Source organism: Ramlibacter paludis, from assembly GCF_022012305.1.
GTDB classification, from domain to species: domain Bacteria; phylum Pseudomonadota; class Gammaproteobacteria; order Burkholderiales; family Burkholderiaceae_C; genus Ramlibacter; species Ramlibacter paludis.
Genome location: NZ_JAKLTM010000001.1, coordinates 1067566 through 1091958 on the forward strand (window position 1 = coordinate 1067566; position 24393 = coordinate 1091958).

Consider the following 24393-nt stretch of genomic DNA (forward strand, 5'->3'; position numbering starts at 1 on the left):
CCGGAACCTGAACGCACGCTTCCGGATGCGCCGCGGTACGCAGGCGCGAGTCGGCTTCCCGTCAGGCGACCATCCGTTGCGGCCTGCGCGCCGGCAACGCAAATCCGACGCATCGCGGCAGGACCGGCCGACACCCGCAGCCGTGCGGGCCGCGCAGCATGCATGCGTGCCGGCGATGACGCCGGTGCATCCCATCAACCCCATAGCAAAGGGAGTCACCCATGTTCAAGAAATCCATCTTCGCCGTCGCCGCCGCGTGCAGCTTCGGCCTGGCCTGCGGCGCTTTCGCGGCCGACGCCACCGGCATGTCGAAAGACCAGTACAAGGCGGGCAAGGACAAGATCGAGGCCCAGCACAAGGCCGACAAGAAGGGCTGCGACGGCATGAAGGGCAACGCCAGGGACGTGTGCGAGAAGGAGGCCAAGGGCAAGGAGAAGGTCGCCCTGGCGCAGCTCGAGGAGCAGTACAAGCCGAGCGCACGCCATGAGAAGGAAGCGGAGCGCGCCCAGGCCAAGGCGAATTACGAGGTCGCCAAGGAGAAGTGCGAGGACATGAAGGGCAAGACCGAGCGCGACTGCAAGACGCAGGCGAAGGCGGAGCTGCACCAGGCGAAGGCGGACACCGCCGCTCACTGAGCAGCAGGTCCCAGGAGAGGCTGCTTACGCGAGCAGCTTCTTCGCTTCCTTCGGGTCCAGCCCGTACATCTCGGCGAACTCGGCGACGGACTTGCCGCTGGCCTGGAAGGCGTTCTGCAGCGCTTCGCGCCGCGCGCCCTTCTGCGCCACGACGGCCAGGGCCTCCTCGAGCATCGCATGCAGGTTGTCGTCGCTGGCGGTGAAACGCTCGCGGTAGGCCTCGCGGGTCATGCCCGATGCCTCGACGGCGGCCGCCAACTGCGCGACGGCGCGTTGGCGCGCCTGCTCGGGCGACCGGCCGCTGTGGCGCCGGTACAGCTCCAGGATGGCGTGATGCACGTGTTCCGGCGCCACCGGTTCCACCGGCTTGCCCTGCAGGTCGTGGCGCGGCAGGCCGGAGGCCACGGCCTCGATGTAGCGGTTGGAGCGGGTGTGCAGGCCGAGCGCGGTCTTGAGCTCGGCCGCCGGCAGCGCCTCCGGATGCGCCGCCACCAGGTCTTCGAAAACGCCGAGCTTGAGCGGAAGGAAGCGCGCACCGAACAGCCGGGGGTACAGCTCGAACAGCTTGTGCAGGAGCGGGTGCACCGGTCGGGGTGGCTTGCGTGCGGTCGATTCTTGGGTCATGGTTGCAGGGGCGAGTCTACCGACGAACGGGTGTCGATCCGGCACTGCCTCGTTCGTCGTCATGAATGAGGGCGGATGGCCGCCCTGGAACCTCAAGGAGACCGGGATGCGATTCATGGTGATGGTGAAGGCGACGAAGGACAGCGAAGCGGGCGTGATGCCGACCGCCGAGGAGTTCACCGCGATGGGCGCCTTCAACGAGGAGCTGGTGAAGGCCGGCGTGATGGAAGCGGGCGAAGGCCTGCACCCGAGCTCGCGCGGCGCGCGGGTCGCGTTTTCCGGCAAGGACAGGCGCGTGATCGACGGGCCGTTCACCGAGACCAAGGAGCTCGTCGCGGGCTTCTGGATCTGGAAGTGCGCTTCGCTGCAGGAGGCGATCTCCTGGGTGAAGAAGTGCCCGAACCCGATGCGCACCGATTCCGAGATCGAGATCCGGCAGATCTATTCGGCCGAGGACTTCGGCGACGCCTTGCCCGCCGAGGTGCGCGAACAGGAAGAGCGCTTGCGCAAGGAAGCTGCTTCGCGCGCCGGATAGACTCCGGGCCCATGGCCCCCGCGAGCGCGTCCGTCGAGATCCGTCCTTTCGATCCCCGGTCCGCGAGCAGGGCGGACTGGGAAGCGCTGCACGCCTACCGCCGGCAGCGCGCGGCCGAGGAATTCCCGGACGCGCCCTTCCTGCAGGACGCGGACTTCGAACACGAGGCGCAAAGGCACCTCCTCTTCGTCCTGCATCACCGCTTCCTGGCGCTGAGCGCGGGCGAGATCGTGGGCAACATCATCTTCGGCGTTCGCCGGCCTGGCACGGAGGGCTACGACGCCTACGCCCCTTACGTCGACATCTTCGGCGGCGTGCTGAAGCAGCAGCGGCGCCGCGGCGTGGGCCGGGCGCTGTTCGCGCACCTGCACGACTTCATGGTGGCCAACGGGAAGTCGCTGGCCTCCATCAAGGTGCTGTTCCCGGACGGCCATGGCTTCGTCGCCGCCACGGGCGCGCAGGCCAAGTTCCGCAGCGTCGAAAACCACCTGGCGTTCGGGGACGTGCCGTGGGCGCAACTGCCTGCGTGGCGCGACCGCATCGAGACGGACCATCTTCCGCTGCGCTGGGAGATGCATGTGCCGCGCGTGCCGATCGCGCGGCTCGCCCAGCTCATGGCGCCTTTCAGCAACCTGAGCAACCAGCAGCCGCTGGGCGAACTGGAGATGCCGCGCATCCGCTACGAGCTCGCTGCCTTCGAGGCCTGGTACCGCGAGCTGGACCTGCACGGCGGCGAGCATTACCTGCTGCTGCTCAAGGACGGGGACGAGGTCGCCGCCGTGTGCGACGCGAACTGGGACGCACGGGTCCCCGGGCGCGTGCACCAGTCCTTCACGGCCGTGGCGGCACCGTGGCGCAACCAGGGCGTGGCGCAGGCCACCAAGGCGGCGATGCTGCTGCTGGTGCGCGAGCGCAGGCCGGAGGTGACGACCTTCACCACCTACAACGCGCAGTCCAACGCGCCGATGCTGGCCGTCAACCGCAAGCTCGGCTTCCGCGTGCACCGCGAGGAATGCACCTACCAGCTCTCGCGCGACGCCCTGGGCGCCTTCCTCGGCGCCTAGGCCGATTGCTCCCCTGCTCAACAAAGCTTTATCATCGGGGTCCATGCAATCCGGCCCGCGCGACGTCGCGCAGATCCGCCTGGACAACGCCCTGGCGCTGTTCGACGAGTTCGTTCGCAATACTGTCAAGGATCCCGATGCCGCCACCTTGCGCGGCCTGGAAAGGCGCTTCGCAGAGCGCCTGCAGATCCAGCCTTCCTACTGGAGCCAGATCAAGAGCCGCTCGCGCCAGATCGGCGAGCGGCTGGCGCGCCAGTTCGAGCACCAGTGCCACAAGACGCCGGGCTGGATGGACCTGCCGCACGACGCCTCGGGCAAGACGGCCGCTCCCGCCGCACGGGGCGCAGCGGCGGCCGCGCAGGCCCCGCAATCCAACTCCAGTCCGCTGCCGCAGGACGACGACGAGCGCTTCATCGTCGGCCTGGTGCTCACGTACTACCGGCGCCATCCGCAGCGCGCCCGCACGCGGCTGCTGGACCTGCTGGGTGAGGTGCTGATGCCGCCGGCTGCGGCCCCCGCAGCGAAGCCGGTCGCGAGCAAGCCCGCGGACGAAGACATGCACAGCCTCTGGACCAAGACCCAGGCCGGCGTCGCCCCCCTCAAGAAAAAACGCTGACCGTTTGTCGCCTCGTTGCGACGGGCAGGTGAACTTCCATTGCGCAAGATAAAGAATTGTTTATCATTTGCGCAAGTCGAAATCTTTCGGCGAGGCCATCCCTTCAACCTTCACCCATCCATGTCCGTTTTGCTGTTCCCGCAGAAGTTCGTTCGCCGCATCAGCGAGGCCGACGTGCCACCCCGCTAGCAGTCCCTGCGGCGTGGCACCACGGCCCGGCGGCAATTGCTTCCGGGCCGTTTTGTTTTTCAACTGGAGATTCCGATGACCAAGACCTTGAGCTGGGGCGCTCCTGATCTGGCCCGCCCCTTCAGCGCCACGCTGCTCTATGTCGCCGCCGCCGCCTTGCGTTCGGCCAGCGAAGCGCTCTCGCGCATCGCTGCCGCCCGCTCCGCGGCGCATGCCGCCGAACTCGCCTTCCAGGAGGAGGTGGCCAACGTGGAGTTCCACGAACTGCACCGCGACAGCGGCGCGCCGGAAGGTGCGCTGTACGTCAACGGCAAGCTCGTGGCCATCATCCCGGGTGTCAAGCGCCTTTGATGAGCACCGACCGGGAAAGCCCGGTTGGCTTGGGAAGCGGCCATGGTCCACCATGGCCGCTTCACCAGGAGCTCCCCGTGGACACCGCCATCCGCCGCCAGACCCTCGCCGACCTGCTGCGCCGCAGCGCCAAGCGCAACCCGGGCAAGACCGCCATCGTGTGCGGCGCCGCGTCGTGGTCCTTCTCTGAGTTCGATGCGGTCGTCGACCGCCTGGCCGCCGGCCTCGCGCGCATGGGCGTCGCCAAGGGCAGCCGGTTCGCCGTGCTGGCGCGCAACAGCCACGGCTTTGCCGCGCTGCGCTTTGCCCTCGCGCGGCTCGGCGCGGTCCTGGTGCCGATCAACTTCATGCTGAAGGCCGAAGAGGTCGCCTACATCCTGCGCCATGCGCAGGCCGAGACCCTGGCCACCGACAGCGGCCTGGCGGAGCTCGCGCAGGCTGCAGCCAGGCTGGACACGGCGGTGAAGCAGTTCGTCTGGCTGCCGTCCGAGGACCCGTCGCAGCCCGTTGCCGGCATGACGACCTTCGATGCGCTGGTCGACCGCCACGAGGCGCCGCCCGAGGTCGACCTGGCCGGCGGCGACCTGGCGCAGATCGTCTACACCAGCGGCACCGAGTCCAGCCCCAAGGGCGCGATGCTCACGCACGACGCCGTGATCTGGCAGTACGCCAGCTGCGCGGTCGACGCCAACATCAGCGCCAGCGACGTGATGCTGCATGCGCTGCCGCTGTACCACTGCGCGCAGCTCGACGTGTTCCTCGGGCCCATGGTCTACGTGGGCGGCACCAGCATCATCACGGCCAAGCCGACCCCCGACAACCTGCTGCCGCTGATCGCGAAGCACCGCATCAGCTCCTTCTTTGCGCCGCCCACGGTGTGGATCGCGCTGCTGCGCTCGCCCCTCTTCGACCAGACCGATCTCTCGACGCTTCGCAAGGGCTACTACGGCGCATCCATCATGCCGGTGGAGGTGCTGCGCGAGCTGGCGCGACGCCTGCCCGACGTCGGTTTCTGGAACCTGTATGGCCAGACCGAGATCGCGCCGCTCGCCACGATGCTGGGCCCGGAGGACCAGCTGCGCAAGCCCGGCTCCTGCGGACGCGCAGTGCTGAACGTGGAGACGCGCGTGGTCGATGACGCCCTGCAGGACGTGAAGCCGGGCGAGGTCGGCGAGATCGTGCACCGCTCGCCGCACCTGATGCTGGGTTACTACCACGACGACGAGCGCACGCGCGCGGCCTTCGAGGGCGGCTGGTTCCACAGCGGCGACCTGGCCACCATCGACGAGGAAGGCTTCATCACGGTGGTGGACCGCAAGAAGGACATGATCAAGACCGGCGGCGAGAACGTCGCCAGCCGCGAAGTCGAGGAGATGATCTACCGGCTGCCCGCGGTGTCCGAAGTGGCGGTGGTGGGCGTGCCGCATCCGCGCTGGGTCGAGGCCGTGATCGCGGTGGTCGTGCCCAAGGCCGGCCAGTCGCTCGACGAGGCCGCGGTGCTGGCGCATTGCCAGCAGCACCTGGCGGGCTTCAAGACGCCCAAGGCGGTGGTCTTCACCGAGACGCTGCCGAAGAACCCGAGCGGAAAGTTGCTGAAGCGTGAATTGCGACAGCGTTACGCGGGCCAGTTCGGCGGCTGACAGCCAATCGACAGCCTGGTCGGCAACGATGCGCCGCCGCAGTCTCGCGGCGATGCCGGAAACCGAACGATGCGCCGCGACACCTTCCTGAAATCCCTGGGCGGACTCGCCGCCGCTTCCCTGCTGCCCCTGGCCGCCCGCGCCGGCAGCACCTACAAGATGATGATCCCGGCCAACCCGGGCGGCGGCTGGGACACCACCGGCCGCATGCTGGGCAAGGCGCTGGTCGAGGCCAAGGCCGTCGACGCCGTGCAGTACGAGAACAAGGGCGGCGCCGCCGGCGCGCTGGGCCTGGCGCAGTTCTTCACCAGCGCCAAGGGCGACCCCGAGGCGCTGATCATGACCGGCGCCGTCATGCTGGGCGGCCTGATCTCCAGCCGCTCGCCGCTCAAGATCCAGAGCTGCACGCCGATCGCCCGCCTCACCAGCGAATACAACGTGTTCGTGGTCGAGGCCGCCTCGCCGATCCGGACCATGAAGGACGTGGTGGCCCTGCTGAAGAAGGACCCGGGCAGCGTCAAGTGGGGCGGTGGCTCCAAGGGCTCCACCGAGCACATCGCCGCCTGCATGCTGGCGCGCCAGGTGGGCGTGGATCCGAAGAAGGTCAACTACGTCGCCTTCCGCGGCGGCGGCGAGGCCGTGTCGGCCATCCTGGGCGGCAACGTCACCGTGGGCGGCAGCGGCTACAGCGAGTTCGCCGAGCACATCGCGGCCGGCAAGATGCGCGCGATCGGCGTCACCTCGCAGAAGCGCCTGCCCGGCATCGCCGTGCCCACGCTGAAGGAGCAGGGCTACGACGTGGTGCTGGGCAACTGGCGCGGCGTCTACGGCGCCCCCGGCATCAGCGCGCAGCAGCGCGCCGCGCTGGTCGACGCCGTGACCAAGGCCACGAAGACCAAGGCCTGGCAGGAAGCGCTGGAGAAGAACGGCTGGACCCCCGCCTTCACCAGCGGCAAGGACTTCGAGGACTTCGTCGAGTACGAGTCCGCGAGCCTGAGCGCGATCATGTACCTGTCGGGCATGGTGTAAGCGTCATCCCCGCGCAGGCGGGGAGCCAGAGCTTCCAATGCCCTGGGTTCCCGCCTCCGCGGGAATGACGCGGGATGCACAATCGCGCCATGGAGACAATTGCCATAGGCTGCGGCGCCGGTTTTTCCGGCGACCGCGTCGAGGCCGCCGGGCCCGTGGTGCGCACGCTCGTCGCGCGCGGCGGACCCGCCGCGCTGATCTTCGAGAACCTCGCCGAGCGCACGCTGGCGCTGCAGCACCTGGCGCGGCGCGCCAACCCGGCCCTGGGCTACGAGCCCCTGCTGCTCGATGAACTGCGGCCCATCCTGGCCGATTGCGTCAAGCACGGCATCACCATCGTCGGCAACTTCGGCGCGGCCAATCCGCAAGGCGCGGCCGCCGCCATCCTCGCGCTGGCGAAGGAACTCGGCCTGCAGCCGCCGCGCGTGGCCGTGGTCAGCGGCGACGACCTCTCCGACGAACGCGGCCGCGTGCTCGTGCGTGCGCAGCTTGGCGCGTCCTTCGACGAAGGCCATTTCGTCTGTGCCAATGCCTACCAGGGCGCCGTCGAGATCGCTGCGGCCATCCGCGACGGCGCGCAGGTGGTGGTGACCGGCCGCGTGGCCGATCCCTCGCTGGTGCTGGGCCCCGCGCTCGCGCACTACGACTGGCCGCTGGACGACTGGGACCGGCTGGCCGGCGCCACCATGGCGGGCCACCTGCTCGAATGCGGCGCCCAGGTCACCGGCGGCTACTTCGCCGATCCGGGCCGCAAGGACGTGCCGGACCTCGCGAACGTCGGCTTCCCCACCGCCGAGATCTTCGAGGACGGCACTTGCATCGTCTCCAAGGCCGACGGCACCGGCGGCCTGGTCGACACGCGCACGGTGAAAGAGCAACTGCTGTACGAACTGCATGATCCGGCGGCCTACCTCACGCCCGACGTGGTCGCCGACATCACGCAGGCCACGGTCACGCAGGTCGGCCCCGATCGCGTCAAGCTGGCCGGCGTGCGCGGGCACGCGCGGCCCGCCACGCTGAAGGCGCTGGCCTACTTCGACGGCGGTTGGCTGGGCGAGGGCGAGATCTCTTATGCCGGCGTGCAGGCCGAAGCGCGGGCGCGGCTGGCGATGGAAGTCCTGCGCGAACGCCTGCACGGCGTACTGGACCTGCGCTTCGACCTGGTCGGCATCTGCAGCATCGTCGGCGACGACGGCGGCCGCCTGCTCGCGAGCCAGGAGGCCGGCAGCGCGACCGACGTGCGCCTGCGCGTCGCGGGCAAGCATGCCGACGGCGCCGCGGTCGACCGCATGCTGCGCGAACTGACCGCGCTCTACACCTGCGGCCCGGGCGGCGGCGGCGGCGTGCGCACCGGCAAGCGCCAGCGCCTGTCGAACCGCGCGGTGCTCATCCCGCGCGAGCTGCTGCCGGCCCGCCACGAATTCGCCTGAGACCGCCATGCCGCAAATCCAACTGCACCAGCTGGCCCACGGCCGCACCGGCGACAAGGGCAACATCGTCAACATCAGCGTCATCGCCTACCGCGCGGAGGACTATCCGCTGCTGGTGGAGCAGGTGACGCCCGAGCGCGTCGCCGCGCACTTCGGCCATCGGCGGCCGAGTGCCGTGCAGCGCCACCTGCTGCCGAACCTCCATGCCATGAATTTCGTCCTGCACGACGTGCTCGATGGGGGCGTCAACGATTCGCTCAACCTCGATTCGCACGGCAAGGCACTGTCCTTCCACCTGCTTTCCCTGGCCATCCAACAACCATGACCACCACCCGCCGCACCTTCCTCGCTGCCGCCTCCGGCGCCGCCTTCGTTCCTGCCTTCGCCCAAGGCAGCTGGCCGACCAAGCCGGTCCGCTTCGTCGTGCCCTTCGCGCCCGGCGGCAGCTCGGAGATCATCGCCCGCTCCGCGGCCGGCGAGCTCTCCAAGACTTTGGGCCAGAGCGTCTTCGTCGACAACAAGCCGGGCGCGAGCGGCAACATCGCCATGGCCGAAGTGGCGCGCGCCGACGACCAGCACACGATCATCCTGGGCCACATCGGCACGCTGGCGGTCAACCCGTACATGTACGACAAGCTGCCCTACGATGCCAACAAGGACTTCAAGCCGGTCAGCCTGCTGGCCAAGGTGCCGAGCCTGTACGTGGTGAACCCCAACCTGCCGGTGCACAACCTGAAGGAGTTCGTCGCGCTGGTGAAGAGCAAGCCGGGCCAGATGAACTACGGCTCCGCCGGCAACGGCAGCGCCGGCCACCTGGCGATGGAGTACCTGAAGATGACGGCCAACATCTTCATCACGCACATCCCGTACAAGGGCACCGGTCCGCAGCTGACCGACCTGCTGGCCGGCCGCCTCGACGCCGCGTCGGTGGGCGCCTCGGCCATCATCTCGCACATCAAGGCGGGCAAGCTGCGCTGCATCGCCACCGGCTCGACGCAACGCCTGGCGCAACTGCCCGACGTGCCGACGGTGGCGGAGCAGGGCTACCCCGGCTTCGAGATGACGCAGTGGTACGGCATGCTGGCCCCCGCGACGATGGCGCAGGCCAACATCGACAAGCTGGCCGCCGAGACGCAGAAGGCGATGAAGTCCAACGCCTCGCTGGAGCGCCTGAACCAGGACGCCGCGCAGGCCATCGGCGGCACGCCGGCGCAGTTCGCCCAGTTCATCGCGCAGGAGCAGAAGCGCTGGAAGCAGGTCGTCGAGCGCGCGAAGATCAAGCCGGAATGAGCCGGCGCAGGGCCGGCTAGGCAATCGGCTCTGCGGGTCGGCCGCGTTTACAGCGACCAGCCCGCCGTGTACAACTCCCCCTCGCACGGCTCCCCCCGTGCGAGGGGGAGGAACGATGACGAGCGAAGCCGCGCCGGTGGCCCCGGTGCCCCGCAGTTTCGAGGGCGTGCCCGGCCCGCGCGGCTGGCCCTTGCTGGGCGTGGCGCCGCGCCTGCGGCGTGAAGCCTTCCACACGCAGCTGGAAGGATGGGCCCGCGATTTCGGTGATGTATTTGCCTTCCGCATCGGCCGGCGCCGCTTCCTCGCGGTGGCCGACCCCGAGGTCATTGCCGGCGTGCTGCGCCGCCGTCCCGGCGCCTTCCGCCGCGGCAGCCGCCTGGAGCAGGTCTCGCGCGAGATGGGCTTCCTGGGCCTGTTCTCCGCCAACGGCGAGACCTGGCGCCGCCAGCGGCCCATGGTGCTGCACGGCCTGGACCCCACGCACATCCGCAGCTACCTGCCCGCGATGGTGGAGATCACGGAGCGGCTGCGGCGGCGCTGGCAGGAAGCGGCCACGCAGGGCCGCGAGATCGACCTGCTGGCCGACCTGATGCGCTACACGGTGGACGTCACCACCTGCCTCGCCTTCGGCCACAACCTGAACACGCTGGAAGCGAGCGCCGAGAATGCGATCCAGCAGCACCTGAACGTGATCCTGCCGGCGCTGTTCAAGCGGCTGCTCGCGCCATTCCGGCTGCCGGCGTGGCTGCGCGACAAGTCGCTGGACCACCACGTGCTGGCGCTGCGCGATGCGGTGCGCGGCTTCATCGCGCAGACTCGCGAGCAGCTGGCCGCGCGGCCCGAGCTGCGCAAGCATCCCGAGAACCTGATCCAGGCTTTGCTGGCAGCAGCGGAAGACGGCCAGCAAGGCATCACCGACGAAGACGTGTCGGGCAACGTGCTGACCATGCTGCTGGCGGGCGAAGACACCACCGCGCACACGCTCGCCTGGCTGTTCTGGCTGCTGCATGCGAACCCGCAGGCGGTGGCGCAGGCGCGCGCCGAGGTCGACGCGGTGCTGCCGCCCGGCGGCCTGGTGCGCAGCACCGAGGACCTCGCGCGGCTGGACGCCGTCGAGGCCTGCGCCAACGAGGCCATGCGCCTGAAGCCGGTGGCGCCGGTGATCATGAACGAGGTGGCCGAGGACGCCGTGGTGGCCGACGTGCTGGTGCCGCGCGGCGCCATCGTCGTCTGCATGATGCGTCCCGGCGGCATGGACGCGAAGCAGTTCGCGCAGCCGCAGGCATTCGACCCCGCGCGCTGGAATCCCGAGGCCGGGGGCAAGTCGATGTCCGCCGCCAAGCGCGCCACCATGCCTTTCGGCGCGGGCCCGCGCATGTGCCCGGGCCGCTACCTGGCGATGGCCGAGATCAAGATGGTGACCGCCATGCTGCTGGCCAACTTCGAGCTGGAGGAAGTGTCCGCGCCGGGCGGCGCCGAGCCCGAGGAGCGGCTCACGCTGACCATGGCGCCGGTGGGCTTGAAGATGCGCCTGCGGCCGCGGTCCGCCGCCTCCTAGAATGCCTTGTCGAACAAACTGGAGACGACGTTGAAAACCGTTTTGCGCACGCTCGCCCTGGCGGCCATCGCCCTGGCAGGCCCTTCGCTGGCCCTGGCCCAGGCCTATCCTTCCAAACCGATCCGCGCCGTCGTGCCCTTTGCCGCCGGCAGCGCCACCGACCAGATCGGCCGCGCCTTCGCCGAGCACATGGCCAGGCAGCTGGGCCAGCCCATCATCGTGGACAACAAGCCGGGCGTGAACGGCATGCTGGGCGCGGCCGAAGTCGCGAAGGCGGCGCCGGACGGCTACACCATCATGTTCGGCACCAACAGCACCAACGCGGCGCTGAAGTACCTGATGAAGCAGCTGCCGTACAACCAGGACACGGCCTTCGCGCCTATCGGCTACCAGGGTTCGGTGCCGCTGATCGTGGCGGTCAACAACGACGTGCCGGCCAAGACGCTGAAGGAGTTCGTCGCGCTGGCCAAGCAGAAGCCCGGCCACGTGACCTTCGCCAGCGCCAGCACCTCGCAGCTGGTGTCATCGGAAATGCTGGCCGGCATGGCCGGCATCCAGATGACCAACGTGCCGTACAAGAGCGGCCCCGCGGCCATGACCGACCTGATCGGCGGCCAGGTGATGATGTTCACCGCCGACTTCGCGGTGATGCTGCCGCAGGTGAAGGGCGGCAAGGTGCGCGGCCTGGCCGTGACCTCCACCAAGCGTTCGCCGGCCGTCCCCGAACTGCCGACGGTGAACGAAGCGCTGGGCCTGAAGGACTATGAACTGATCGCCTACTTCGCCGCGTTCGCGCCGGCCGGCACGCCGCCCGACGTCATCGCCAAGCTGAATGCCGCCTTGAACCACGCCGCCAACGACAAGGACCTGCAGGAGAAGTTCGGCCCCATCGGCTTCACCGTCGAGCCCGGCACGCCGGAGGCGCTGGCCAAGCGCAATGCCGCCGAGACCGTGAAGTGGGCGAAGGCGATCAAGGACGCGAAGATCGAGCCGCAATAAGGGGCGGACAGCCCTGGGACGCCGCCGGACTATTCCACCAGCCAGTTCACGGCGTCCGTGAAGCTGGTGAACACCTTCAGCTGCATGCCCGCCGACTTCGCGACCTGCTCGCTCACGCGGGTGATCTTCTCCTCGGGCACCAGCGAGGCCACCTTCTCCAGGTGCGAGAGGTAGCGCGTCGCCAGCTTGGCGATGGCGATCTGTTCCTCCGGGCCGAAGGTGCCCACCACGTCCTTCAGGTTGACCAGCAGGCGCTTGTCGTCGTGCTGGCGGGTGCGCTTCTCGATCTGTTGCAGCACCGGCTCCGCGCTTTCGAGGAAGGCCAGCGCCGTGACCTCGGCCAGCGCCATCTTGGGCCCATGCCGGTAGACGAGCTTGAATGTCATTGTTCTTGTGCGATTCCCTGGAACTGCAATCTTGCCTCAAGCCCCAGGGCCCTAGACACCGCCTTGCGGATGAGTGGGGTCGACCCAGAGCACTTGTTCCGGTTTTTCGACCGGTTCGATGTCCAGGTTGATCGCCACGGCCTGGCCGTCGCTGCGGCAAAGCACGCATTCCAGCGCCTCGGTGGGGCTGGCGTTGATCTCCTGGTGCGGCACGTAGGGCGGCACGTAGATGAAATCGCCCGGGCCGGCCTCCGCCGTGAACTCGAGGTGATCGCCCCAGCGCATGCGGGCGCGGCCCTTCACGACGTAGATCACGCTTTCCAGGTGGCCATGGTGGTGCGCGCCCGTCTTCGCATTCGCATGGATGGTGACCGTGCCGGCCCACAGCTTCTGCGCGCCGACGCGGGCGAAGTTGATCGCCGCCTTGCGGTCCATGCCCGGCGTCTGCGCCGTGTTGGCGTCGAGCTGGGTGCCGGGGATGACGCGCACGCCGTCGTGCTTCCAGCGTTCGCCGTCGTGTTCGTGCGGCTGCTCGTGATCGTGGTCGTGGTCGCTCATGGGAAGGAGGGTACACGCCGTGTGCTGCTCGTCAATGCGTCAAATCCGGAGGACCGCGGATCAGCTTGTCGGTGTGCGACTACACGCGCCCGACGCCTTGTCCGACTTCTGCCGCCGGGCCAGGACCGTTTCTGGAGAGGGCACCCCAGCCTTCATCCCGACACAAGGAACACAACCATGAAACAAGCCATCGTCTCTCTTGCCGCCGTGCTCTGCTGCGCGTTCGCGGGCAGCTCTTTCGCCGCCGACAGCAAGGCCACCATGGACGCCAAGGCGTACAAGGCCGAGAAGGACCAGATCGAAGCGACCGAGAAGGCCGACAAGAAGGCCTGCGACCCGATGAAGGGCAACGCCAAGGACGTCTGCAAGAAGGAAGCCAAGGCCAAGGAAAAGGTCGCCAAGGCGGAACTCGACGCGAAGAACAAGCCCGGCGCCGCCGCCGACGCCAAGGTCGCGAAGGTCAAGGCCGATGCGGCCTACGACGTGGCCAAGGAGAAGTGCGAAGCCCTGAAGGGCAACGAGAAGGACGTGTGCAAGAAGGAAGCCAAGGCCGCCCACGAATCCGCCAAGGGCGCAGCCAAGGTCGAGAAGGCCGCCGCCACCAGCGGCCCGGCTGCCGCCAACGCGAAGGCCAAGGACGCCAAGGACGACACCATGGACGCCCAGTACAGCGCCGCCAAGGAAAAGTGCGAAGCCCTGAAGGGCGACGCCAAGGACAAGTGCGTGGCCGACGCCAAGAAGAAGTACAACAAGACCTGATGCTCGCGCGAGCATGAAAAAAGCCCCGCGTCGCGGGGCTTTTTCTTTGGTGGCCAACTTAACTGTTGTTGTGGCGGGGGCGCACGGAGTTGGCGTAGTGCACTTCACCGTGCCGGGTGAAGGCGTACTTGTCGCCGCGGTGGTGGCGGTAGGACACGTGGTCGCGGTCATGGCGATGGATGCGGTACCACTCGGGGCTGTGGTACACGACCTTGCGATGGACCACGACCGGGGCCGTGTGCACCACGACCGGCGTCGTCACGGTGGAGACGCGGCGCGTGCGGTGCACGGTGCGGGTCGAGCCGTCGGGGTTGGTCGTCTGCTTGACCACGTGGGTCACTTCGCCGTTGGGGCCGACCGAGACGGTCTTGTTGACGGTGGTGTCGGCGAACGCCGCGGAACCGGCGACGGCCAGGGCGGCGGCGAGCGTGAAGGTGCTGAGTTTCATGGTCTGGACTCCTTTGAGAGTTGAAATTGGAGATGCTCCGAGAGCTACCCATAAGATGCCTTTGAAAGGCACTCTCTCAAGACGCGCCAGCCCCCTTGCCGGTTGAAGGGCAGCCGCCCCTCGGGGCGCAGGCCTCTTCCTACTCGAGTCCCAAACCGCGGAGGTAGGCGTCCACGGCCTTGGTGCCGCAGGCCTCCAGGTCGAAGCCGGCGGGCTCGAGCAGCCAGTTGCTGATGAGCCCGTCGACCAGCGCGTGCAGGCCCTGCGCTGCCACGTCCAGCGGCACAGGCAGCTTCATGCCACGCAACGCGGCGCTCTTGCGCAGCACGCTGCGCAGCTGGCCCATCCATTGCTCCCGCACGTCCAGGTGGCGCGCGCGCACGGCGCAGAGGCTGTCGACGTATTCGACCTTGTGCGTCGCGACCTCGAAGACGCGCCGCGTCTGCGGATCGGTCGCGGTCTGGCGGAAGGCCTGGCGCACCGATTGCTTGAGTGCCGGCAGCGGATCGGCGTCGCCGACCTGTTCCACCAGTTCCATGGCGCCCTGCAAGGGCATCACCACCCGCTCCATCATCGCGTTGAAGAGGTCGGCCTTGTCCTTGAAATGCCAGTAGATCGCCCCGCGGGTCGTCCCCGCCGCCACGGCGATGTCGTTCAGCGAGGTGCCGGCGACGCCCTGGGCCAGGAACACGCGCTCGGCCGCATCCAGCAGGCTGTTGCGGGTGGCGAGGGCATCTTCCTTGGAGCGGCGGACCATGGACCGAATATACATTCAATCTTGTATGTATACTGCTTCCCTCCTGCCCGGCGCGGTCTGGCCGGGCATTTCCAATTCCGATTCCGATTTCCCCCGAGGCTTCCCATGGCACTTCGCCAGATTCCCGCTTGGTTCGTGACAACCCTTCTCGCTGCGGCGCTGGCCGGCTGCGGCAAGAGCGACGGCGCGCCGGGCGCGGGCGCGGCGCCGCCGCCGCCCGAAGTGGGCGTGGTGACCGTCGCCACCGGCGACATCGGCCTGGTGACGGAGCTGCCCGGACGCCTCGAGGCCTCGCGCGTCGCGCAGGTGCGCGCCCGCGCCGCCGGCATCGTGCAGGACCGCCTGTTCCGCGAAGGCAGCGACGTGCGCGCGGGCCAGGTGCTCTATCGCATCGACTCCGCGCCTTATGCCGCGGCCAACGCCAGCTCGCAAGCCTCGCTGGCGCGCGCGCAGGCGAACCTGAGCCAGGCCAGTGCCCTTGCCGAGCGCTACAAGCCGCTGGTCGAAGCCAACGCCATCAGCAAGCAGGACTACGCCAACGCCGTCGCCGCGCAGAAGCAGGCCGAGGCCGACGTGGCCGCCGCCCGCGCCGCGGTCAAGACGACCGAGATCAACCTGGGCTACGCCTCCGTCACCGCGCCGATCTCCGGCCGGATCGGCCGCTCGCTGGTGACCGAAGGCGCGCTGGTGGGGCAGGGTGAAGCCACGCCGCTGGCCGTCATCCAGCAGATCGATCCGCTCTACGTCAACTTCACGCAGCCTGCGACCGAAGTCCTGAACCTGCGCCGCGCGCTGGAGCAGGGGCGACTGAAGCGCGCCGGCGCGGAAGGTGCGCTGGTGCGCGTGCTGCTGGAAGACGGCAGCGTGCACGGCCAGCCGGGCAAGCTGCTGTTCGCCGACCTCACCGTCGACCCGAACACCGGCCAGGTGACGATCCGCGCCGAAGTGCCGAACCCGCGCGCCATGCTGCTGCCCGGCATGTTCGTGCGCGTGCAGCTGGAACAGGCCAAGGCCTCCAACGCGCTGCTCCTGCCGCAACAGGCCGTGACGCGCGCCACCACCGGCGACAGCGTGATGGTCGTGGCGGCGAATGGCCAGGTCGCGCCGCGTCCCGTCAAGCTCGGTGGCGCGCAGAACGGCCAGTGGGTGATCCTCGAAGGCCTGAAGGCCGGCGAGCAGGTGATGGTCGACGGCTTCCAGAAGCTGCGTCCGGGTTCGCCGGTGAAGCCGGTGCCCTGGACCCCCGGCGGCACCGGGCCCGCCGGCCCGGTCGCCAAGCCCGCATCCGCAGCGGCCTCGCAGGCCGGCAAGAGCTGACGCATGTCCAAGTTCTTCATCGACCGCCCCATCTTCGCGTGGGTGATCGCGCTGTTCGTCATCGTGCTGGGCCTGGTGTCCATCACGCAGCTGCCGATCTCGCAGTATCCGCCGGTGGCGCCGCCCGCCATCGTCGTCTCCGCCGCCTATCCGGGCGCATCCGCCAAGGTCCTCGAAGACAGCGTGATCAGCGTCATCGAGCAGGAAATGAACGGCTCGCCGGGCCTGATCTACATGGAGTCGTCCACCACGGCGACCGGCTCCGGCCAGATCACCCTGAGCTTCCAGCCCGGCACCAATCCGGACCTGGCGCAGGTCGACGTGCAGAACCGCCTCTCGCGCGCCACGCCGCGCCTGCCGGCGGCCGTCACGCAGCAGGGCGTGCGGGTCGAGAAGTCGCGCTCGAACTTCCTGCTGTTCACGATCATCTCCTCCGACGACCCGAAGTACACGCCGGTGGACCTGGGCGACTACGCCTCGCGCGTGGTGCTGCCGGAAATCCAGCGCCTGCCCGGCGTCGGCCAGGCGCAGCTGTTCGGCACCGAAGCCGCGATGCGCATCTGGATCGATCCGCAGAAGCTGGCCGGCTTCAACATGTCGACCGCCGAAGTGAACGCGGCGATCCGCGCGCAGAACGCGCAGGTGTCGTCCGGCTCGATCGGTGACCTGCCGAACATCACGGGGCAGGGCATCGCCGCCACCGTGGTCGTCAACGGCCAGCTCAGCTCGGTGCAGCAGTTCAACGACATCGTGCTGCGCGCCAACCCGGACGGCTCCACCGTGCGCCTGAAGGACGTCGCGCGGGTCGAACTCAACGCGCAGTCGTTCGCGACCTCGGCGCGCCTGAACGGCAAGCCCTCCACCGGCATCGGCGTGCAGCTCTCGCCCTCGGGCAACGCGCTGGCCACGGCCGAACTGGTGCGCAAGCGCATGGGCGAACTCGCGCCCTACTTCCCCAAGGGCATGAAGTGGGACATCCCCTTCGACAGCTCGCGCTTCGTCAAGATCTCCATCGCGCAGGTGGTGGAGACGCTGGTCGAGGCCATGGTGCTGGTGTTCCTGGTGATGTACCTGTTCCTGCAGAACTGGCGCTACACCATCATCCCGACGCTGGTGGTGCCGGTGGCGCTGCTGGGCACCTTCGCCGCGCTGCTGTCGCTGGGCTTCTCGATCAACGTGCTGACCATGTTCGGCCTGGTGCTGGTGATCGGCATCGTGGTGGACGACGCCATCGTCGTGGTGGAGAACGTCGAGCGCATCATGAGCCACGAGGGCCTGCCGCCGCGCGAAGCGACGCGCAAGGCCATGGGCCAGATCCAGGGCGCCATCATCGGCGTCACCGTGGTGCTGATCTCGGTGTTCGTGCCGCTGGCCTTCTTCGCGGGATCGACCGGCAACATCTACCGGCAGTTCTCGGCGGTGATGCTGGCGTCGATCGGCTTCTCCGCCTTCATGGCGCTGTCGCTCACGCCGGCGCTGTGCGCCACGCTGCTGCAGCCGGTGGAAGCCGGCCACCACGTGGAAAAGCGCGGCTTCTTCGGCTCGTTCAACCGCATGTTCACGCGCACGGCGCACGGCTACGAAAGCGTGGTCGCGCGCCTGCTGGCCAAGGCCGCGCGCTACCTGGTGATCTACGGCGCCATCGCCGGCGTCGTGGTGCTGTTCTACACGCGCCTGCCCACGTCCTTCCTGCCGCAGGAAGACCAGGGCTACATGCTGGTGAACGTGCAGCTGCCGCCGGGCGCGACGCTGGAGCGCACGCGCAACGTGATGGAGCAGGTGGAAGGCTGGGTGCTCAAGCAGCCGGAAGTGCAGAGCATGGTGGGCGTGCTGGGCTTCTCCTTCTCCGGCCCGGGCCAGAACGCGGCGCTCGCCTTCGTCACGCTCAAGGACTGGAAGGAGCGCAAGGCCGAAGCCAATTCCGCGGGCGCCCTGGCGGGACGGGCCTTCGGCGCGCTCTCGGGCATCCGCGATGCCTTCATCTTCCCCCTGAGCCCGCCGCCGATTCCCGAACTGGGCACGGCCTCGGGTTTCAACTTCCGCCTGCAGGACCGCGGCGGCAACGGCCACGATGCGCTGGTCGCCGCGCGCAACCAGCTGCTGGTCGCCGCCAACGCCAGCAAGGTGCTGACGCAGGTGCGGGCCGACGGCCTCGAAGACGCGCCGCAGCTGCAGCTGGAGATCGACCGTGACAAGGCCAACGCCCTGGGCGTGTCCTTCGATGCGATCAACAGCCTGCTGTCGACCGCGCTGGGCTCCGCCTACATCAACGACTTCCCCAACCGCGGCCGGCTGCAGCGGGTGGTGGTGCAGGCCGATGCGCCGGCGCGCATGCAGGCCGAAGACCTGTTGAAGCTGAACGTCGTCAACTCCTCGGGCAAGGCGCTGCCGCTGTCGGCCTTCGTCACCAGCCACTGGGTGAACGGCGCGATGCAGACCATCCGCTACAACGGCTATCCGGCGATGCGCATCTCCGGCGGCGCGGCCCCGGGCTACAGCACCGGTGCGGCGATGGACGAAATGGAGAAGCTCGCGGCGCAGCTGCCGGCCGGCTTCGCCTACGAATGGACCGGCCAGTCGCGCGAGGAAAAGCTGGCCGGCTCGCAGGCGCTGATCCTCTACGGCTTCTCGATCCTGGCGGTGTTCCTCTGCCTCGCCGCGCTCTATGAAAGCTGGTCGATCCCGCTCGCGGTGATCCTGGTCGTGCCGCTGGGCGTGCTGGGCGTGCTGCTGGCGACGCTGCTGCGCGGCTACGCGAACGACGTCTACTTCCAGGTGGGCCTGATCACCATCATCGGCCTGTCGGCGAAGAACGCCATCCTGATCATCGAGTTCGCCAAGGACCTGCAGGCGCAGGGACGCAGCGTGGTCGACGCCGCCCTGGCGGCGGCTCACCTGCGCTTCCGGCCCATCGTGATGACGTCGATGGCTTTCGGCCTGGGCGTGCTGCCGCTGGCCATCGCCACCGGCGCCGGCTCGGCCAGCCAGCGTGCCATCGGCACCGGCGTTCTCGGCGGCATGATCACCGGCACGGCGCTGGCGCTCTTCTTCGTTCCCATCTTCTTCGTGGTGATCCGCGGCCGCTTCCAGGGCAGCGAACGCCAGCGCAAGCTGTACACCCACGAGCTCGATCGCGAGATGCCCGCAGGGGCGACCGCGGGAGACCAGGTATGAATTCGATTCTTCGCTGGACGGCCGTAGCCGCCGCGGCGCTGGCCGTCGCGGGCTGCTCCTTCATTCCCACCTACGAGCGCCCGGTGGCGCCGGTGGCCAACAGCTTCCCCTATGGCGGCGCGAACGCGGGTGCTCCCGCGACGGAGTTGAACTGGAGGCAGTTCTTCACCGACGCGCACCTGCGCGAGCTGATCGCGATGGCGCTGGCGAACAACCGCGACCTGCGCATCGCGGTGCTGAACATCCAGCAGGCGCGCGCCACCTACGACATCCGCCGGGCCGACCAGCTGCCGACGGTGAACGTGCAAGGCCAGATCAGCCGTGCGCCGAACATCGCCAACATCGAATCGACCACCTACAGCGTCGGCCTGGGCCTCGCGAGCTGGGAGATCGATTTCTTCGGCCGCGTGCGCAGCCTGAGCGAAGTGGCGCTGAACCAGTACCTCGCCACCGAGGAAGGCCGCAATGCGGCGCAGGCCACCTTGGTCGCTTCGGTCGCCAACGCCTGGCTCGCGGTCGCGGCCGACGAGGAGCTGCTCACGCTGACGCAGGACACCTTGAAGACCCGCGAGGAGTCGCTGCGCCTCACGCGCCTGCGCTTCGAGAACGGCGCGTCGAGCGAGATCGACACGCGCCAGGCGCAGTCGCTGTACGAGAGCGCGCGCGTCACGCTGGCGCAGTTGCAGCGGCAGCGCGCGCTCGACCTGAATGCGCTGGCCCTCTTGCTCGGCACGCCGGTGCCCACCGACTACCGCGTCGGCGTGGCGACCGACCAGCTGCAGCTGCCCGACCTGCCGGCCGGCGTGCCGGCCGAAGTGCTGGCGAAGCGGCCCGACGTGCGCCAGGCGGAGCAGGTGCTGATTGCCGCCAACGCCAACATCGGCGCGGCGCGCGCGGCGTTCTTCCCGCGCATCTCGCTGACCGCGGCCGCGGGCGTGGCCAGCAGCGAATTGAACAACCTGTTCCAGGGCGGCGCCTTCGGCTATACGGTGACGCCGGCGCTGGTGCTGCCGATCTTCGACGCCGGCCGCAACACTGCCAACCTGGAGTCGGCGAAGGTGGGCCGCGAGCTTGCACTGGCGCAGTACGAGAAGGCGATCCAGGCGGCCTTCCGCGACGTGGCGGATGCGCTGGCCGGGCGTGCGACTTACGGCGACCAGCTGGCGGCGCAGGCGCGCGTGGCCGAGGCCGAGGGTGCGCGCTATCGTCTCGCGCGCCTGCGCTACGAGAACGGCGTGGCCAGCTACCTGGACCTGCTGGATGCGCAGCGTTCGCTGTTCGCGGCGCAGCAGGGGCTGGTGCAGACGCGGCTGGCGCGCCTGCAGAACCAGGTGCAGTTGTACCGCTCGCTGGGAGGCGGCTGGACGGAGTGAGGCATCAACGCGGCAACGCCCCTGCCGCCACCCACGGCTGCTCCGCCTCCAGCTGCTTCACCAGCTTCTTCGGCGCCTGCGCACGGTAGCTCTCCATCATCCAGCGCTTCACGGTCTCGAGCTGCACCTCGCCCGTGAGGTGCACGGTCACCCAGCCGCTCTTGCCCAGCCCGTAGCCGGTGGGCTTGGCGTCGGGTCGCTGGAGCACCTCCTTGCCCGTCACCGGCAGCTTCACGGAGACGATGAGGTCGCCGCTGGACACACTCATGAAAGCGAAGGTCTTGTCGTTGACGGCCACGTCGTCATGCCCCGGCCATGGGCTCTTGGGCTGCGTCGCGGGCAGGGACAGGCCGAAGGCCTTGAGTTTCTTCAGCACGGCGGAAGGCGTCATGGGGCGTGACGATAGCGTGCTGCCCGGCCTTGCGCTACGCTCGCGCGATGTCCAAAGTCAAAGTCATGGCCTTCACGGTCTCCATCGACGGCTTCGGCGCCGGCCCGCGGCAGAGCCTGCAGGCACCGCTGGGCGAGGGCGGCGAACAGCTGCACAAGTGGTTCGTCCCGACGCGCACCTTCCAGACCATGGTGCTGGGCAAGAGCGGCGAGGGAACGACCGGCGACGACGACGCCTTCGCCCGCTCCAGCTTCGACAACGTCGGCGCCTGGATCCTGGGGCGCAACATGTTCGCGCCCAGCCGCGGGCCGTGGCCGGACGACGGCTGGCAAGGCTGGTGGGGCGACACGCCGCCGTACCACGTGCCGACCTTCATCCTCACGCATCACGCGCGCGAATCGATCCCGATGAAGGGCGGCACGGTCTTCCACTTCGTCACCGGCGGCATCCACGAAGCCCTGGAGCGGGCGCGGGAGGCGGCGGCAGGGAAGGATGTGCGGATCGGTGGTGGGGTGTCTACGGTGCGGCAGTACCTGCAAGCCGGACTGATCGACGAGATGCACCTGGCGCAGTCGCCGGTGCTGCTCGGCAGTGGAGAGGCCCTGTTGGCGGGCCTCGACCTCAACCAGCTCGGCTACCGCTGTACGCGGCACCAGGGCACCGCGAATGCCCAGCACGTGGTGCTGGAGCGGAAGTCCTGAAGCTGGTCAGTGCAGCTCGGCCATCTCGACGGCCGGGACGGACAGCTCGCGGCCGACCATGGCGCGGGCGTAGAAGTAGTTGTTGCGGGCGCGCTCGCTCATCTGGTCCAGGTCGACGTGGCCTTCCTGGTCGCAGGGGAAGGCGTATCCGCGGCCGCTGTTGAACAGGCTACGGAAGCACAGCTGGTGTTGGGCGTTGGTGGCGATCATGGTGATTCTCCCCGGTGCATTGCCTCGTTTGGCTTGATTGAACTATCGGCGACGACCGGGCTCCGGGCCATCAGCCGGCAATCCATTCGGGGCTAGTCGTGGCTCCATGCGGGGAGTGAGCGGGAACCGATGGGCCATAGGACGCGTCCTATAGCGCGGCAGGCATACTCGTAGCATGACGTCTGACAAGGCCGGCAGTACCGGCACACCGGCCCACGCACGGCGCTGGTATTTCGGCTGGAACATCGTTGGCGCCGCCGCTTTCCTCACCCTGCTTTCGGTCGGCCTGCGCTTGGGCATAGGCCCGTTCTTCCTGCCCGTCGCGCAGGACCTCGGGTTCAGCCGCAGCCTGCTGGCGGCGATCGTGGCGGTCGGCATGATCTGCTACGGCCTGGCGATGCCGCTGGCGGGCTGGCTGGTGGCCCGGCGCGGCACGCGCTTCGTCCTGCTCACGGGCACGACGCTGGTCGTCCTGGCGGTGATCTGGACGATCAACGCGCGCGAGCCGCTGTCCTTCCTGCTGTCCTTCGGCGTGCTGCTCTCCGTCGGCCTGGGCTTCACCAGCCCGGTGGCCCTGACGCCCGTCATCAGCACCTGGTTCACGCGCCGCCGCGGCATGGCGTTGTTCTTCCTCTCTACCGGCTCGATGGCGGGCATGGCGGTCATGACGCCGGCGCTGGCGCTGGGCATCGCCCACTTCGGCTGGCGCGCGACCTTGATCGGCTTCGGCTGCGCCTTCGCACTGTTCGCCGTGCCGGTGGCGCTCTTCGTCATGCGCGACGATGCGCCGCAGCACACCGACCTGGACCCGGACGACCACGCGGCTCGCGCCGCCGCGCAGGGCACGCCGCCGCGCGGCCTCGCGGTGCGCGAGGTGCTGCGCACGCGCCCCTTCTGGCAGATCGTGCTGGGCCTGTTCGCCTGCGGCTTCAGCATGAACCTGCTGGGCACCCACGGCGTGCCGATGCTGATGGACCACGGCTTCGGTCCCATGCACAGCTCGATGGGCATCGGCGTGATCGGGCTGGTGGCGATCGGCGGCACGCTGGTGCTGGGCCGCCTCGCGGATCGCCTGCCACGCCGGAACATGCTGGCGGTGATCTATTCGGTGCGCGGTCTCGGCTTCTTTGCGCTCGCGGCGGTGGGGACGCACTTCGAGCTGTACCTGGCAGCCACCATCGGCGGACTGGTGTGGGCGGGCAGCATCGCGCTGTCGTCGGCCATCCTGGCGGACGTCTACGGCGTGCGGCTGGTAGGCGTGCTGTATGGCCTGGCCTACCTCGGCCACCAGGTGGGCGGCATGATCAGTTCCTGGCTCGGAGGCTGGGGCTACGAGCACTTCGGGACGCACTGGGTGGCGTTCGGGTTGGCGGGGGTGCTGTTGATTGCGGCGGCGGCCTTGTCGCTGCGCTTGCCGCAGCGGGGGTTCACGCTGATGGCGCCAGCCTGAATCGCGGAGAGGTCCTACAGCCGCGGTGGGGTCGCTGCCGCGAACCCACCCTACGATGGGCGCATGAGCCGACGTAGCTTGTTGGGTGCCGCCGGCGCCTGGTTCTTGTCCGGGTGTTCCGCCACCGGGGCCCTCGATGCACTGGCGCCGCAAGGCACCTACGACCTGCGGGAAGGCCAGGCCTACGGTTCCTTGCCGCGCCAGCGGCTGGATGTCTACTTGCCGCTCGCGCCGCGCAGCAAGCCGCCGCTGGTGGTGTTCTTCTATGGCGGGGCCTGGACGCGCGGCGATCGCGCGGCCTACCGCTTCGTCGGCGAGGCGCTCGCCAGCCGCGGTGCGGCGGTGGCGGTGGCCGACTACCGCCTCAGTCCGCAGGTGCGCTGGCCGGAGATCCTGCAGGACTGCGCGGCCGCGACCCGCTGGGTCTTCGCGCATGCCGAGGCGCTCGGTTGCGACCCGGCGCGGATCTTCCTCATGGGCCACAGTGCGGGCGCCTACAACGCGGCGATGCTCGCGCTGGACCCGCACTGGCTGGCGGGGCAGGGCCTGCGGCCGGCGCAGCTTGCAGGCTGGGTCGGGCTCGCGGGCCCTTACGACTTCCTGCCGATCACCGATGCCGACAGCCGCGTGGCCTTCGACTGGCCGAACACGCCGCCGGCCAGCCAGCCGATCACGCATGTCGCGCCCGGCGCGCCGCGCGCCTTGCTGCTGGCGGCGCGCAAGGACGGCACGGTCAATCCGGAACGCAACACGCTGGGACTGGCCGCGCGGCTGCAGGCCGCGGGCGTACCGGTGCGCGTGCAGGTCTTCGATCGGGTGGGCCACGCAACCCTCGTGGGCGCATTGGCGAGGCCGCTGGCGTGGCTGGCGCCGGTGCGGCAGGAGGTCGTCGATTTCGTCTCGGGCTGA

Annotated in this window: 27 protein-coding genes; 19 read left to right on the forward strand and 8 right to left on the reverse strand. The window is 68.9% G+C overall.

Annotated features, from left to right (window positions below):
- The first annotated feature begins 221 nt into the window (after positions 1 to 221).
- Positions 222 to 635: a hypothetical protein gene (locus tag LZ009_RS05510; RefSeq protein WP_275696862.1), complete on the forward strand. Its 414-nt coding sequence runs from the start codon at positions 222 to 224 to the stop codon at positions 633 to 635.
- Between the two features lie 24 nt (positions 636 to 659).
- Here LZ009_RS05510 and LZ009_RS05515 read toward each other — a convergent pair whose 3' ends face one another.
- A complete protein-coding gene (locus LZ009_RS05515; protein WP_275696863.1) occupies positions 660 to 1259 on the reverse strand; it encodes a ProQ/FINO family protein in 600 nt (199 codons plus the stop codon).
- Positions 1260 to 1365: 106 nt separating this feature from the next.
- Between LZ009_RS05515 and LZ009_RS05520 the strand changes: the two genes are divergently transcribed.
- Genes LZ009_RS05520 through LZ009_RS05530 form a run of 3 tightly spaced genes read left to right on the forward strand, consistent with a single transcriptional unit; the run spans position 1366 to position 3474 of the window.
- A complete protein-coding gene (locus LZ009_RS05520) occupies positions 1366 to 1794 on the forward strand; it encodes a YciI family protein (RefSeq protein WP_275696864.1) in 429 nt (142 codons plus the stop codon).
- Between the two features lie 11 nt (positions 1795 to 1805).
- Entirely contained in the window at positions 1806 to 2858 is a 1053-nt protein-coding gene (locus tag LZ009_RS05525; RefSeq protein WP_275696865.1) for a GNAT family N-acetyltransferase, read from the forward strand.
- A gap of 43 nt (positions 2859 to 2901) precedes the next feature.
- Entirely contained in the window at positions 2902 to 3474 is a 573-nt protein-coding gene (locus LZ009_RS05530) for a hypothetical protein (protein WP_275696866.1), read from the forward strand.
- Between the two features lie 63 nt (positions 3475 to 3537).
- On the opposite strand, the gene LZ009_RS05535 is transcribed toward LZ009_RS05530, so the two are convergent.
- Positions 3538 to 3726: a hypothetical protein gene (locus LZ009_RS05535; RefSeq protein WP_275696867.1), complete on the reverse strand. Its 189-nt coding sequence runs from the start codon at positions 3724 to 3726 to the stop codon at positions 3538 to 3540.
- 12 nt (positions 3727 to 3738) lie between these two features.
- Between LZ009_RS05535 and LZ009_RS05540 the strand changes: the two genes are divergently transcribed.
- The 8 genes from LZ009_RS05540 (at position 3739) to LZ009_RS05575 (ending at position 11960) form a co-directional block, all read left to right on the forward strand.
- Entirely contained in the window at positions 3739 to 4014 is a 276-nt protein-coding gene (locus tag LZ009_RS05540; protein WP_275696868.1) for a hypothetical protein, read from the forward strand.
- 77 nt (positions 4015 to 4091) lie between these two features.
- Positions 4092 to 5654, forward strand: a complete 1563-nt coding sequence (locus LZ009_RS05545) for an acyl-CoA synthetase (RefSeq protein ID WP_275696869.1) — start codon at positions 4092 to 4094, stop codon at positions 5652 to 5654.
- Between the two features lie 69 nt (positions 5655 to 5723).
- Positions 5724 to 6683: a tripartite tricarboxylate transporter substrate binding protein gene (locus tag LZ009_RS05550; RefSeq protein WP_275696870.1), complete on the forward strand. Its 960-nt coding sequence runs from the start codon at positions 5724 to 5726 to the stop codon at positions 6681 to 6683.
- A gap of 89 nt (positions 6684 to 6772) precedes the next feature.
- Positions 6773 to 8113 carry an acyclic terpene utilization AtuA family protein gene (locus tag LZ009_RS05555; RefSeq protein ID WP_430300194.1) on the forward strand — a complete coding sequence of 447 codons (1341 nt, stop codon included), beginning with the start codon at positions 6773 to 6775 and terminating at the stop codon, positions 8111 to 8113.
- Positions 8114 to 8120: 7 nt separating this feature from the next.
- Complete coding sequence (locus LZ009_RS05560) at positions 8121 to 8438, forward strand: AtuA-related protein (protein WP_275696872.1); 318 nt, start codon at positions 8121 to 8123, stop codon at positions 8436 to 8438.
- Positions 8435 to 9403 (forward strand): Bug family tripartite tricarboxylate transporter substrate binding protein, encoded by a 969-nt coding sequence (locus LZ009_RS05565; RefSeq protein ID WP_275696873.1) that lies wholly within the window; start codon positions 8435 to 8437, stop codon positions 9401 to 9403. The genes LZ009_RS05560 and LZ009_RS05565 overlap by 4 nt, the downstream gene beginning before the upstream one ends.
- Before the next feature lie 115 nt (positions 9404 to 9518).
- Entirely contained in the window at positions 9519 to 10961 is a 1443-nt protein-coding gene (locus LZ009_RS05570) for a cytochrome P450 (protein ID WP_275696874.1), read from the forward strand.
- A gap of 30 nt (positions 10962 to 10991) precedes the next feature.
- A complete protein-coding gene (locus tag LZ009_RS05575) occupies positions 10992 to 11960 on the forward strand; it encodes a Bug family tripartite tricarboxylate transporter substrate binding protein (protein ID WP_275696875.1) in 969 nt (322 codons plus the stop codon).
- Between the two features lie 29 nt (positions 11961 to 11989).
- On the opposite strand, the gene LZ009_RS05580 is transcribed toward LZ009_RS05575, so the two are convergent.
- Both LZ009_RS05580 and LZ009_RS05585 read right to left on the reverse strand, forming a co-directional pair.
- Complete coding sequence (locus LZ009_RS05580) at positions 11990 to 12346, reverse strand: SpoIIAA family protein (protein ID WP_275696876.1); 357 nt, start codon at positions 12344 to 12346, stop codon at positions 11990 to 11992.
- Positions 12347 to 12397: 51 nt separating this feature from the next.
- Positions 12398 to 12904 carry a cupin domain-containing protein gene (locus LZ009_RS05585; RefSeq protein ID WP_275696877.1) on the reverse strand — a complete coding sequence of 169 codons (507 nt, stop codon included), beginning with the start codon at positions 12902 to 12904 and terminating at the stop codon, positions 12398 to 12400.
- A gap of 177 nt (positions 12905 to 13081) precedes the next feature.
- Here LZ009_RS05585 and LZ009_RS05590 point away from each other — a divergent pair, with 177 nt between their 5' ends.
- Complete coding sequence (locus tag LZ009_RS05590; protein WP_275696878.1) at positions 13082 to 13663, forward strand: hypothetical protein; 582 nt, start codon at positions 13082 to 13084, stop codon at positions 13661 to 13663.
- 58 nt (positions 13664 to 13721) lie between these two features.
- On the opposite strand, the gene LZ009_RS05595 is transcribed toward LZ009_RS05590, so the two are convergent.
- Both LZ009_RS05595 and LZ009_RS05600 read right to left on the reverse strand, forming a co-directional pair.
- Positions 13722 to 14111 (reverse strand): hypothetical protein, encoded by a 390-nt coding sequence (locus LZ009_RS05595; RefSeq protein ID WP_275696879.1) that lies wholly within the window; start codon positions 14109 to 14111, stop codon positions 13722 to 13724.
- Positions 14112 to 14250: 139 nt separating this feature from the next.
- Positions 14251 to 14868, reverse strand: coding sequence for a TetR family transcriptional regulator (locus tag LZ009_RS05600; RefSeq protein WP_275696880.1), 618 nt, complete (start codon positions 14866 to 14868; stop codon positions 14251 to 14253).
- Between the two features lie 105 nt (positions 14869 to 14973).
- Here LZ009_RS05600 and LZ009_RS05605 point away from each other — a divergent pair, with 105 nt between their 5' ends.
- The 3 genes from LZ009_RS05605 to LZ009_RS05615 are packed head-to-tail and all read left to right on the forward strand — an operon-like array spanning position 14974 to position 20732.
- On the forward strand, positions 14974 to 16185 hold the full coding sequence (locus LZ009_RS05605; protein WP_275696881.1) for an efflux RND transporter periplasmic adaptor subunit: 1212 nt from the start codon (positions 14974 to 14976) through the stop codon (positions 16183 to 16185).
- Between the two features lie 3 nt (positions 16186 to 16188).
- Positions 16189 to 19359 carry an efflux RND transporter permease subunit gene (locus tag LZ009_RS05610; RefSeq protein WP_275696882.1) on the forward strand — a complete coding sequence of 1057 codons (3171 nt, stop codon included), beginning with the start codon at positions 16189 to 16191 and terminating at the stop codon, positions 19357 to 19359.
- Positions 19356 to 20732, forward strand: coding sequence for an efflux transporter outer membrane subunit (locus tag LZ009_RS05615; RefSeq protein WP_275696883.1), 1377 nt, complete (start codon positions 19356 to 19358; stop codon positions 20730 to 20732). Before LZ009_RS05610 ends, LZ009_RS05615 begins: the two co-directional genes overlap by 4 nt.
- 4 nt (positions 20733 to 20736) lie before the next feature.
- On the opposite strand, the gene LZ009_RS05620 is transcribed toward LZ009_RS05615, so the two are convergent.
- Positions 20737 to 21123, reverse strand: coding sequence for an MmcQ/YjbR family DNA-binding protein (locus LZ009_RS05620; protein ID WP_275696884.1), 387 nt, complete (start codon positions 21121 to 21123; stop codon positions 20737 to 20739).
- 47 nt (positions 21124 to 21170) lie between these two features.
- Here LZ009_RS05620 and LZ009_RS05625 point away from each other — a divergent pair, with 47 nt between their 5' ends.
- On the forward strand, positions 21171 to 21824 hold the full coding sequence (locus LZ009_RS05625) for a dihydrofolate reductase family protein (RefSeq protein ID WP_275696885.1): 654 nt from the start codon (positions 21171 to 21173) through the stop codon (positions 21822 to 21824).
- Positions 21825 to 21830: 6 nt separating this feature from the next.
- Here the strand turns inward: LZ009_RS05625 and LZ009_RS05630 are convergent, their stop codons facing one another.
- The gene (locus tag LZ009_RS05630; RefSeq protein WP_275696886.1) at positions 21831 to 22034 is read right to left on the reverse strand and encodes a hypothetical protein; all 204 of its coding nucleotides are present in this window, start codon (positions 22032 to 22034) and stop codon (positions 21831 to 21833) included.
- Between the two features lie 175 nt (positions 22035 to 22209).
- On the opposite strand from LZ009_RS05630, the gene LZ009_RS05635 reads away from it, so the two are divergent.
- Together LZ009_RS05635 and LZ009_RS05640 are read left to right on the forward strand one after the other, a co-directional pair.
- Positions 22210 to 23484: an MFS transporter gene (locus LZ009_RS05635; protein ID WP_275696887.1), complete on the forward strand. Its 1275-nt coding sequence runs from the start codon at positions 22210 to 22212 to the stop codon at positions 23482 to 23484.
- Between the two features lie 63 nt (positions 23485 to 23547).
- Positions 23548 to 24393, forward strand: a complete 846-nt coding sequence (locus LZ009_RS05640; RefSeq protein WP_275696888.1) for an alpha/beta hydrolase — start codon at positions 23548 to 23550, stop codon at positions 24391 to 24393.

Coding starts and splice junctions, on each gene's coding strand:
- LZ009_RS05510 (WP_275696862.1), top strand. CDS start 222: ATGTTCAAGAAATCCATCTTCGCCGTCGCCGCCGCGTGCAGCTTCGGC.
- LZ009_RS05515 (WP_275696863.1), bottom strand. CDS start 1,259: ATGACCCAAGAATCGACCGCACGCAAGCCACCCCGACCGGTGCACCCG.
- LZ009_RS05520 (WP_275696864.1), top strand. CDS start 1,366: ATGCGATTCATGGTGATGGTGAAGGCGACGAAGGACAGCGAAGCGGGC.
- LZ009_RS05525 (WP_275696865.1), top strand. CDS start 1,806: ATGGCCCCCGCGAGCGCGTCCGTCGAGATCCGTCCTTTCGATCCCCGG.
- LZ009_RS05530 (WP_275696866.1), top strand. CDS start 2,902: ATGCAATCCGGCCCGCGCGACGTCGCGCAGATCCGCCTGGACAACGCC.
- LZ009_RS05540 (WP_275696868.1), top strand. CDS start 3,739: ATGACCAAGACCTTGAGCTGGGGCGCTCCTGATCTGGCCCGCCCCTTC.
- LZ009_RS05550 (WP_275696870.1), top strand. CDS start 5,724: ATGCGCCGCGACACCTTCCTGAAATCCCTGGGCGGACTCGCCGCCGCT.
- LZ009_RS05555 (WP_430300194.1), top strand. CDS start 6,773: ATGGAGACAATTGCCATAGGCTGCGGCGCCGGTTTTTCCGGCGACCGC.
- LZ009_RS05560 (WP_275696872.1), top strand. CDS start 8,121: ATGCCGCAAATCCAACTGCACCAGCTGGCCCACGGCCGCACCGGCGAC.
- LZ009_RS05565 (WP_275696873.1), top strand. CDS start 8,435: ATGACCACCACCCGCCGCACCTTCCTCGCTGCCGCCTCCGGCGCCGCC.
- LZ009_RS05570 (WP_275696874.1), top strand. CDS start 9,519: ATGACGAGCGAAGCCGCGCCGGTGGCCCCGGTGCCCCGCAGTTTCGAG.
- LZ009_RS05580 (WP_275696876.1), bottom strand. CDS start 12,346: ATGACATTCAAGCTCGTCTACCGGCATGGGCCCAAGATGGCGCTGGCC.
- LZ009_RS05585 (WP_275696877.1), bottom strand. CDS start 12,904: ATGAGCGACCACGACCACGATCACGAGCAGCCGCACGAACACGACGGC.
- LZ009_RS05590 (WP_275696878.1), top strand. CDS start 13,082: ATGAAACAAGCCATCGTCTCTCTTGCCGCCGTGCTCTGCTGCGCGTTC.
- LZ009_RS05595 (WP_275696879.1), bottom strand. CDS start 14,111: ATGAAACTCAGCACCTTCACGCTCGCCGCCGCCCTGGCCGTCGCCGGT.
- LZ009_RS05600 (WP_275696880.1), bottom strand. CDS start 14,868: ATGGTCCGCCGCTCCAAGGAAGATGCCCTCGCCACCCGCAACAGCCTG.
- LZ009_RS05605 (WP_275696881.1), top strand. CDS start 14,974: ATGGCACTTCGCCAGATTCCCGCTTGGTTCGTGACAACCCTTCTCGCT.
- LZ009_RS05610 (WP_275696882.1), top strand. CDS start 16,189: ATGTCCAAGTTCTTCATCGACCGCCCCATCTTCGCGTGGGTGATCGCG.
- LZ009_RS05615 (WP_275696883.1), top strand. CDS start 19,356: ATGAATTCGATTCTTCGCTGGACGGCCGTAGCCGCCGCGGCGCTGGCC.
- LZ009_RS05620 (WP_275696884.1), bottom strand. CDS start 21,123: ATGACGCCTTCCGCCGTGCTGAAGAAACTCAAGGCCTTCGGCCTGTCC.
- LZ009_RS05625 (WP_275696885.1), top strand. CDS start 21,171: ATGTCCAAAGTCAAAGTCATGGCCTTCACGGTCTCCATCGACGGCTTC.
- LZ009_RS05630 (WP_275696886.1), bottom strand. CDS start 22,034: ATGATCGCCACCAACGCCCAACACCAGCTGTGCTTCCGTAGCCTGTTC.
- LZ009_RS05635 (WP_275696887.1), top strand. CDS start 22,210: ATGACGTCTGACAAGGCCGGCAGTACCGGCACACCGGCCCACGCACGG.
- LZ009_RS05640 (WP_275696888.1), top strand. CDS start 23,548: ATGAGCCGACGTAGCTTGTTGGGTGCCGCCGGCGCCTGGTTCTTGTCC.